The organism is Nostoc sp. 'Peltigera membranacea cyanobiont' 232 (genome assembly GCF_002245985.1).
GTDB lineage: Bacteria > Cyanobacteriota > Cyanobacteriia > Cyanobacteriales > Nostocaceae > Nostoc.
The window spans coordinates 21,978-28,735 of the sequence record NZ_NOLK01000099.1 but is presented as its reverse complement, the minus strand read 5'-3'; the positions used below and the strand labels follow the sequence as shown (position 1 = coordinate 28,735).

Annotated in this window: 7 protein-coding genes; 2 read left to right on the top strand and 5 right to left on the bottom strand. The window is 40.5% G+C overall.

The genetic code is table 11. The features are described 5' to 3' along the window. Positions 1-1,050: sulfate/molybdate ABC transporter ATP-binding protein (locus CDG79_RS26690; protein WP_143855589.1), on the top strand; the 1,050-nt coding region annotated here is incomplete at its 5' end. 381 nt (positions 1,051-1,431) lie between these two features. Continuing rightward, the gene (gene cspE / locus CDG79_RS45585) at positions 1,432-1,800 is read left to right on the top strand and encodes a transcription antiterminator/RNA stability regulator CspE (protein ID WP_094344823.1); all 369 of its coding nucleotides are present in this window, start codon (positions 1,432-1,434) and stop codon (positions 1,798-1,800) included. A 140-nt stretch (positions 1,801-1,940) separates the two neighbouring features. Here cspE and CDG79_RS26680 read toward each other — a convergent pair whose 3' ends face one another. The 5 genes from CDG79_RS26680 to CDG79_RS26660 all read right to left on the bottom strand — a co-directional run bounded on the left by CDG79_RS26680 (position 1,941) and on the right by CDG79_RS26660 (position 6,758). Continuing rightward, positions 1,941-2,312, bottom strand: a complete 372-nt coding sequence (locus CDG79_RS26680; RefSeq protein WP_094344822.1) for a four-helix bundle copper-binding protein — start codon at positions 2,310-2,312, stop codon at positions 1,941-1,943. Positions 2,313-3,232: 920 nt separating this feature from the next. Beyond that, positions 3,233-3,505 carry a cupin domain-containing protein gene (locus CDG79_RS26675; protein WP_094344821.1) on the bottom strand — a complete coding sequence of 91 codons (273 nt, stop codon included), beginning with the start codon at positions 3,503-3,505 and terminating at the stop codon, positions 3,233-3,235. Between the two features lie 22 nt (positions 3,506-3,527). After that, positions 3,528-3,887 carry a Mo-dependent nitrogenase C-terminal domain-containing protein gene (locus CDG79_RS26670; protein ID WP_094331834.1) on the bottom strand — a complete coding sequence of 120 codons (360 nt, stop codon included), beginning with the start codon at positions 3,885-3,887 and terminating at the stop codon, positions 3,528-3,530. Positions 3,888-4,695: 808 nt separating this feature from the next. Further along, entirely contained in the window at positions 4,696-6,156 is a 1,461-nt protein-coding gene (locus CDG79_RS26665; RefSeq protein WP_094344820.1) for a protein kinase domain-containing protein, read from the bottom strand. A 53-nt stretch (positions 6,157-6,209) separates the two neighbouring features. Then, the gene (locus tag CDG79_RS26660; protein WP_094344819.1) at positions 6,210-6,758 is read right to left on the bottom strand and encodes a GIY-YIG nuclease family protein; all 549 of its coding nucleotides are present in this window, start codon (positions 6,756-6,758) and stop codon (positions 6,210-6,212) included.

The window sequence follows — 6,758 nt, the reverse complement described above, 5'->3', positions numbered from 1 at the left end:
ATTGAAAAAGTCCTTTCTAGCTTTCATTTAAAAGTTGCTTTTACTTCTGATGAGCAACCTTTAGGATTGTTAGGGGGTTCTGGAGCAGGTAAGCGCATGATTTTGCGCTGCCTTGCGGGGATAGAAACGCCTGCTTGTGGACGCATAGTTTTAAATAGTAGAGTCTTGTTTGACTCAGAACAAGGAATTAATTTACCCAGCCGCGATCGCCGCATCGGTTTTTTAGTGCAGAATTACGCCCTGTTTCCGCACATGAGTGTGGCGCAAAATATCGCTTTCGGCTTGCCCAAAAAACTATCGGCTGGCAGTATTAGGGTGCAGGTAGAAGAACAATTATTAGCAATGCAGTTGCAGGGATTAGGCGATCGCTATCCGCACCAACTTTCTGGGGGACAACAACAACGGGTAGCCTTAGCAAGAGCATTAGCAAGTCAACCGGAAGCATTGCTTTTAGATGAGCCGTTCTCGGCACTTGACACCCATCTGCGTAGTCAATTAGAGGAGCAAATGACAGAAACTCTAGCTGGCTACCAAGGAGTGACTCTGTTTGTCACTCATAATATGGAAGAAGCTTATCGAATTTGCCCAAATCTGTTGGTATTGGAGCATGGTAAAGCCGTTCATTATGGCAGCAAACACGATATTTTCCAGCATCCTGCTACCGTTAGTGTCGCCCAACTTACTGGATGTAAAAACTTCTCCCGTGCTGTTCTCCAGTCATCACAACAGGTAGAAGCGACTGATTGGGATTGTAGTCTGCAAGTAATTGAACCTGTCAAGAGCGAATTATCCCACGTCGGCATTCGTGCCCATCAGTTCATTTTTACCAACGACTCATCACAGGAAAATACCTTTCCCTGTTGGGTAGTACGAACAAGTGAAACGCCCCATCGAATGACGTTGTTTCTCAAATTATATTCAGCTGGCAAAAATTCTCAAGATTACCATCTGCAAGCTGAAGTCTTCAAAGAAAAATGGGCGACGATGAAAGATCAACCTTTTCCTTGGTATGTGCGTTTAGATCCTCTGCGGTTGATTTTGATGGAATGAACGCAGAGATGCACCGCAATACTTCTCGGGTTTTGGGGAAAAGGGGAAAGGGAAAAGGGAAAGAAAAAACCTTTAACCCTTACCCTTTACCCTTTTCCCCAAACCCGATTCCGAGTTAAAAATGCTTAACCGAGCAGTATTGAGATGCACTGTGCCTAAAATGTCTGATAGAGAGATTGGCGTTGCTGAATAATGGGATGATTGGGGCTGACACGGAGACGCGGTGATTATGTATTGATCCAAATTCTCAAATCATCCGGCAATTATGCAACACCGAGAGATTTTGGTGATTTCATAGCCTGAAAGGATCTATCCCTGAGAGCAGAAATAGTGTAATAATATGATGTTACTTCCAAATCCTTATACAACAAGGAGTTTGTAATGAGTGTACTGTTCCAGCAAAAAATCTCTCACTTAGTACGTCGATTGATAATTGTAGTGGCTCTGATTGCTGTGCTTGTTATTAGTATCAGCACACCATCATACGCAGCTAATATAAGCGTAGACACACCATTCGCAGATATCTCTATATCCGCAGATCGTGTAAAACGAAAAGGTGTTGTAAAGTGGTTTAATGAATCCAAAGGGTTTGGTTTCATAACGCCAGAGGATGGAAGTAAAGACGTTTTCGTACATTTTTCTGCCATACAAAGCGAAGGCTTTAAGACCGTTTCCGAAGGTCAACGTGTCGAGTTCGAGATTGTAGAGGGACAAAAAGGGCCGAGTGCCGTTAATGTCAAGCCAATCTAACCCACAATTACCACTACAAGGACGCCACAGCAGTAAGTATTACCCTTAATAAAAAGCAAGTTTTTACTTCAAGCGCCCAGATTCCAAAGAGTCTGAGCGCTTGAATATTAGGTTGCAGAACCTTCTGCGAGGTAGGGGAATTATGCGGGCATCATCTGCATACTTCTGCAAGAGTCTGCACACTTACGGCAAGCGGCAGCACATTCCATCATTTTCGCGTCATCGCTCATCATCTCACAGGCCATAGCAGTGCGATCGCACATTTCGGCGCAAAGCATACAAGTACGTCCCATGAACTCAGAACCGCTCATCATCATATTCATGCACATCATGCACATCTCAGAGCAATCGCGCATCATGCTCATCATGCTCATCATATTTTTGTCCATCTGCATACCACCTTTGGCCATGCAGTAAGTCATGGTTTCCATGCACATCTTGTGACAGTCCATACAAACTTCCATGCAAGCTTGCATTTCGGCAGTCATGGTTTCATTCATCATCATCATCATCTGAAATACCTCATGATTTTTTGATGTATTAAAGAGTGCCCTTAGAAGGACTACCTCATAACATTAATCCTATCCTTTTAAAGAGTCAATGGGAGTTTTTAATCCAGAATTTGGAAACCTAGTATCCCGATATAATTACCGATAATTGGGACAAATTCTACAGAAGTTTAGTGCTGTTTTATTGATTATTCTTACATATCAAGGTTTAGATACTCCCGTTCTTAAGTGGGGTTTATTTAGCAAGTCCACTTTCTCATCGGGGATCAAAACTTGGAGTTAAGTAAGGGACTTCCAATTAAAAAAATATCCAATTTTGTAGGGTGCGTTAGCGACAGCGTAACGCACCGCCAGATATCTCGGTGCGTTACAGCTTTCGCCTAACACACCCTACTGTATATTTTATTTTTTGGAAGTCCCTAAGTCGGCGCTAAACTAATATTTCAAGCTATGTTAATAAATTTAAATGTAGGGCGCTTTGTCGCGCACCGTCAACAATTCAAGGTGCGTTATGCCGTAGGATAACGTACCCTACTTCAAATTTATATTTCTTTATATATATGGAATTTTTCTCGCCAACTTACTTATACTAATTCTTTGTGAAACTACACAAAATCAGGCTTAGTAAGACAAGGGGATTTTGCCCCTTGTTCTATGTAACCTTACAGATGAAATTACAGCATATTTCAATATTTCAACTTCGTGAGTAAAAAAAGTACCCAACCCTCCCCAAGGCATTGGGTAGAGTTGGGGAGGAGTGGACTTTATTTAGTTGCAAAGTAGTGTATATTACTTATGCTGTAGGAGAAAGCTATATTTTCAATCAAATGTGTCAAAAAATTGGGCACTATTTTGGTAGTTATCTTAACCTCAAAAACCAATGGCAAACGTGTCAGTTCACGGGGATCGCTTTTATCTATTGGCTAATCAAAGTAATAATGTTTTTTCACGTCGCTTGTGATTTCCCAGATGCAGGACATACCAGAGGGAAAAATCACCAAATCACCTTTACCCATTTGTACTGGCTGTCCACCATCAGGAGTAACAACTACATTACCTTCCAAAAAGTAACAAGTTTCTTGAGAATCATAAGTCCAAGGGAATTTTGAGACTTCCTTTTTCCAAACTTCCCATTTATAGACACCCAATTCATTGAGGCGTTCTTGTCTGGGTTGATGCTCAATTTTAATTTCCATATTGTGTTTTTTCTAGTTATGTTCAGCAGTAAGATTGAATATCTTCACCACACTGATCTACTAGATAACACAAAGCACGAAAACGTAAGTACACAAGTTCGTTATAAAGCGGATTTAGCTTGCACATTGGTGGAATGTGGGCTATTTTGCGACCAAAAAGCATGATATCACGCTCGAATGGACACTGGGCGGGAATCAGTTTAGCAATAAATTTGGCTAATTTCCGATTCTGAATCTCAATTGTGTCTAGCCATTGACGTAAGGGTTGCAATAAATCTAATTTAGGTTGAGCTAATTGGCTTTTACTATCCGCTTGATGATTTTGTCCTAAAGGTGGAATAAAAGCAGATAGAAAAATGCGCCGATTCTTTGTTTTAAGCATGGTTTTAGGCAAGGTTTTCCTTGTGTAGATGAACTATTTGCCGATTGGGAGTATTACCATCTAATTTCTCTAGTCAATTTGCATTTTGCTTGTTTGTAAAGAAAGAAGCAAAATAAGCTCAACTCAAAGAATTTACATGCATCTTTGGAGGTAAATGGTTTAACTAATTGTTATTTAAACCCACCAAATCAGGAAGAACTGTCCCGTTAAATACAAAATAACAAAGAAAATATAAAAATGGCATTTCTTTAAATTATGGATTGCTAATATCGTAAATAGCAAATTTATATATTATGTATAAATGCCTGGTTCTGAAACTGACTAGTATCTAGAGACGGATTTTCAGGGATAAAAAAATAGTCTAGTTCTGACTCCATATAGACTTCGCTAGGATTAGCCTGCAATATCTAGCGATTTTAGACCATAAAACATATAATAGTCTGTGCAATATGTTACATTAACTAACCTAGATATTATCTAATAAGTAGCAAGAAATTGTTTGATAGGTCTAAGCTAATACACTTACGACTTATAGCATTTACAAGAATATTTGCAGTAGGTGTAAGAACGTACAGCAGTTAATGTAATGGTGTCAACTTAACAAAAAGGCGGTTAGAAACTGCATCAATACAAACAAAACCCACATAGGCAGATTTTAAAACCTTGATTTTCCCTTAGTCCTCAGAAGTAGACGAGAGTTTGTGTAGTCGTGAATTCTATTTTTGGGGCTTATATTGATACCAGTATACAGAAGTACGCCCCTGCTAATATATCAGGTATTTTGTAAAATGGTATAATAATCAAAAGCTTATTTCTTAAAATATCTCAAGCCGGAACGATTTTGATATTTGTCGATATAATCTACATTCTTTTGCTCTAACTTTGACAGCGAATTAGCTGGAAATGATTTTGTTGAATATATAGGGTTATACCAAGGTTGCTTATCAAAGTAATCTTGCAATCCAGGAGTATCAAAACGACGACCGTGCTGGGCAAAAATCGAATTTCGCATAATATCTAGGTCAAAACCGTCTTTACCCTCTAAATCTGCATCAGTTACAAGTCTTTCGGAAAGCCAGAAATAATTGTTGACGGTCGTGGTAGCTACTGGCGATATTGATGTAGCTGGGGAAGGTGTAGATTGAGTAGGAACAGATGGGTTCGTTGGTATAATCGGAGTTTCTATCACCGGGCTTGCGATCGCTGATGGTGTTTCTGAAGGTAATACCGTTTTATCTGCTGTAGATTGAGTAGGTTTTGTTAAGACTTGACTAATAATCACAGATGCACCAATCAACCCACCTGCGATTAAACTGCCGATAAGGAGATTATTCTGACTATTACTTTGAGCGCTAGGCTGTGGTTTAGCAGGTACTGTCTGAGGTGGTGGTGCAGAGACTATAGTGGGTTGAGTCAAGAGGGGTTGCGTCGCTGGAATGGGATTTGCTATGTTCTGCAAAGTATCCAGCATTGCTCTGGCTGTTGGGTAGTGATCGCGCGGATGATATGCGATCGCTCTGTCGATTACTCCTGCTACGATCGGGCTAACATGACTCGCATACTGTCGCCAAACAATTTCACCCGTCTGGGAATCGGTTTCTAGTTGTTGCGCCTGTTTACCAGTCAGCAAATAAATTACCGTCATTCCTAAACTGTATAAATCACTCGAATATACTGGTCTACCTGCGGCTTGTTCGCTGGGCATATAACCAGGTGTCCCAATCACAATGGAACTGGTAGGATTGCCTTGAGAATTCACCACTGTTCCCATTGATTCGCGGATAGCGCCAAAATCAATTAGTATTGGTTTACCATCGCGATCGCGCACAATGATGTTATCCGGTTTAATATCGCGGTGAACGATATGCTTAGAGTGAACGTAATCCAGGACGGGTAACAAATTCATAAATAATTCCTGGACAGCGCTTTCACTAAATAGCCCTTGCTTTTGAATTTTTCCAGTTAGGGTATCGCCTTCAATCCACTCCTGAACTAAGTAAAATTGTCCGCCAGAGGAGAAGTAGGCATACAATGCTGGAATTTGGTCAGATGCGCCGCCGAGTTGTTCCAAAATTGCTGCTTCGCGTTGAAACCTCTCTTGCACTAACTGGTAAATTTGGGGATTGTTGTGAATCGGTCTTAGTTGTTTAACCACACAACGGCGCTTTGAGGGCATATAGGTATCCTCTGCTAGATAGGTTTCACCAAACCCACCAGCGCCCAGTGTGCGGATAACTTGATAGCGATCGTTCAGCAGCTGTATTGTCATGGGAGATTATAAGCGATATTCATGTTTATAGTTAGTTTTCCCCAAAACAACCTTCATTTCAAATCTAGCAAACCTTCTTCTTTCAATTTAGGATTAAAGCGAATTTGCATTTGTAAACCCCGCACTTCTAGCAATTGTGTTGAAATTTCTGCTTCTACTCTCCGCGCCACATTTTTAAGAATTTTTATTTGTGCTAATTCATCATTCGCTGGATTTTGATATTTCGCCTGTTCTTCAGGTGTCATAATAACTTTTACATCAATGGGATGCGTCCATTTTTCCTTGTTATCCCCATTTCCCCAAGGCACGCTGCCATTTTCAGCAATCCAAGCATTTTCAGTATTTTCTAAAATTGTGCGACTAGGGCGTTCAATAGTTTGAACCTTGACCCAATAGCAATGCTGTGGCTGACGGACTAAATGCTGTTTCAGGCTTAGATAAACATCACGAGAATAGCCCACAAATTGCAGCACTTTTTCTCGGTCAAAGATAGCATATACCCCAATCTTACTCTGAAATTGTTCGGGTAATTGCCCGCGATCGTCAATGTAAGGAATATATTCCAAGGTTGCTAAAGAAGAAAGATTCGTTTCAAGAGCCAT